We start from the raw sequence: 2,660 nt of genomic DNA, 5'->3' as shown, positions 1-2,660 counted from the left end.
TCCCCCGCTCCCGCCGTTCCCGCCCGAGCCGGCCGGCCCGGCACCGGCCGGGGGCCCCGGCCACCGGGCCCGGCGCGGCCTGCTGCGCGGGCGGCTGGCCCTGGTCACCGCCGTCGCCGCGGTCGCCGCCGTCCTCGGCGGGGTCACCGGCGGCGTCGTCGCCGCCCAGGGCCACGGCTCGGTGAGCCGCAGCGGCACCGTCGCCAGCCCGGTCGCCGCCCGTTCCGACGGCAGCGCCGACGTCGCCGCCGTCGCGGCCGCCGTCTCGCCCAGCGTCGTCCAGATCACGGTGCAGACCGCGAACGGGACCGCCACCGGCACCGGCGTGGTCCTCACCGCCGGCGGTCAGATCCTCACCAACTACCACGTGGTCTCCGGCGCGGCCGACGGCGGCCGGATCACCGTCACTTTCCACGACGGCTCCACCGCCACCGCCGCCCTCACCGGCACCGACAAGAGCCTGGACGCCGCCGTGATCGCCGCGAGCGGCGCCAAGCAGCTCACCCCCGCCGTGCTCGGCGACTCCTCCGCCGTCTCGGTCGGCGACCCGGTCGTCGCCATCGGCAACCCCGAGGGCCTCACCGGCACCGTTACCTCCGGCATCATCAGCGCCGAGCACCGCGAGGTCACCGTCCAGCTCGACGAGGGCACCACCAGCGGCAACGGCGGCTTCGGCCTCCCCAACCTGCCCGGACTGCGCGGCAGCACCCCGCAGAGCAGCGGCAGCACCGCCACCTACCAGGCCTTCCAGACCGACGCCGCGCTCAATCCGGGCAACTCCGGCGGCCCGCTGATCAACGCCGCCGGGCAGGTCATCGGCATCAACTCGGCCATGTACTCGCCGAGCGGATCGAGCGCCACGGCCGGCGGCAGCGGGGCCGGCAGCGTCGGCCTCGGCTTCGCCATCCCGATCGACGACATCAAGCAGGTGCTGCCCGAGCTGCAGTCCGGCCAGAACGTCTGAGCACGTCCGACAATTGACCCGAGCAGGGCCTCCCGCCACCAGAAAGGGCAACCGCCGATGACCCCGTCCGCCGACGACCGCACCCCCGCCGAGCCCGGGCAGCAGAGCACCGCCCGGCTCCTCGTGGTCGACGACGAACCCGCCCTCCGGGACGCCCTGGAGAGCAGCCTCGTCTTCGAGGGCTACGAGGTCGCCACCGCCACCGACGGCTACGAGGCCCTCGAATCCGTCGAACGCGACCGGCCGGACCTCGTCCTGCTCGACATCATGATGCCCCGGATGGACGGCCTCACCGCCGTCCGCCGGATGCGCTCGCGCGGCGACACCGTCCCGGTGCTGATGCTCACCGCCCGCGACGCCGTCGGCGACCGGGTCACCGGCCTCGACGTCGGCGCCGACGACTACCTCGCCAAGCCCTTCGAACTCGACGAGCTGCTCGCCCGGGTGCGCGCCCTGCTGCGGCGCAACGCGCTCGCCACCGAGGCCGCCGCCCGGGCGGCCGCCGTCGAGGAGGAGACCGACGTCCTGGCCTTCGCGGACCTGCGGATGAACACCGCCACCCGCGAGGTCACCCGCTCCGGCCAACCCGTCGAACTGACCCGCACCGAGTTCATGCTGCTGGAGATGTTCCTCGCCCACCCCCGCCAGGTGCTCACCCGGGAGCAGATCCTCAAGGCGGTCTGGGGCTTCGACTTCGAGCCCTCCTCCAACTCGCTGGACGTGTACGTGATGTACCTGCGCCGCAAGACCGAGCAGGGCGGCCTGCCCCGGGTCATCCAGACCGTCCGCGGGGTCGGCTACGCGCTCCGCCCGGCAGCCGGCACCGCGGCGTGAGCCCCACCGTCCCGCCGCCGCCACTCGCCCCACCGCGCATCCCGCGTCGCCGCGGCCGCCTCAGCACCTGGTACCGCGCCCGCTCCCTGCGCAGCCGGTTCGCCCTGCTCACCGCGGCGGCGGTCGCGGTGGCGATCGCGGCCTCGGCGCTGGCCTGCTGGTTCATCGTGGAGAAGCAGCTGTACGACCAGGTGCGGAACGACCTGCAGAGCGTTCCCCCGCCCCAGGCTGCGACCTTGCAGCGCCCGTGCCCGTCGACCCCCGAGGCCGCCCTCGCGCAGGCGCAGACCGACCAGACAGCGGGCGATCTCCCGATGCTCCCGCGTGGCGGACCGGCTCCCCGGGACACCCAGTTCGTCTGGGCCGACCAGGGCTGCGTCTCCGTCCCGTACGGCGCCACCCGTGCCATCGTGATCCAACCGGGCGACATGGCCTCGGCGCTGTCGCTCAAACCCAACCAGGCGATCATCCGCGACGGCAGATACACCAACGGCGACCCCGCGATGGTCCGCCTCACCCTGGGTCGGGGCCCCGCCCACAACTCGATCGTGGTCATGGTCGCCACCCCGACCAAGCCCGTCGAGGAATCCCTCCGCCAGCTCGCCTTCCTGCTCGGCGGGGTAGCCCTCGGCGGTGTCATCCTCGCCGGTCTCGCCGGGCGACTGGTCGCCCGCTCCGCCCTCAAGCCGGTCGACCACCTCACCGACGCCGTCGAGCACATCGCCCGCACCGAGGAGGTCGGCACCACCATCCCGGTCCAGGGTGACGACGAGATCGCCCGGCTCTCCACCTCCTTCAACTCCATGAGCACCGCCCTCGCCAACTCCCGCGAACGGCAGACCCGGCTGATCGCCGACGCCGG

Annotated in this window: 3 protein-coding genes; all 3 read left to right on the top strand. The window is 73.9% G+C overall.

Going from position 1 to position 2,660, the window contains the following annotated elements; genetic code table 11:
- Positions 1 to 964 (top strand): trypsin-like peptidase domain-containing protein (locus VR45_RS20390; RefSeq protein ID WP_045941238.1); only part of this gene is annotated, 964 nt, incomplete at its 5' end.
- Positions 965 to 1,021: 57 nt separating this feature from the next.
- On the top strand, positions 1,022 to 1,798 hold the full coding sequence (locus tag VR45_RS20385; RefSeq protein WP_045941237.1) for a response regulator transcription factor: 777 nt from the start codon (positions 1,022 to 1,024) through the stop codon (positions 1,796 to 1,798).
- On the top strand, positions 1,795 to 2,660 hold an 866-nt coding region (locus tag VR45_RS20380), incomplete at its 3' end, for a HAMP domain-containing protein (protein WP_159394281.1). The genes VR45_RS20385 and VR45_RS20380, both read left to right, overlap by 4 nt.

The organism is Streptomyces sp. NRRL S-495, from assembly GCF_000966955.1.
Taxonomy (GTDB): domain Bacteria; phylum Actinomycetota; class Actinomycetes; order Streptomycetales; family Streptomycetaceae; genus Kitasatospora; species Kitasatospora purpeofusca.
This window is presented reverse-complemented; position numbering and strand designations above follow the sequence as displayed.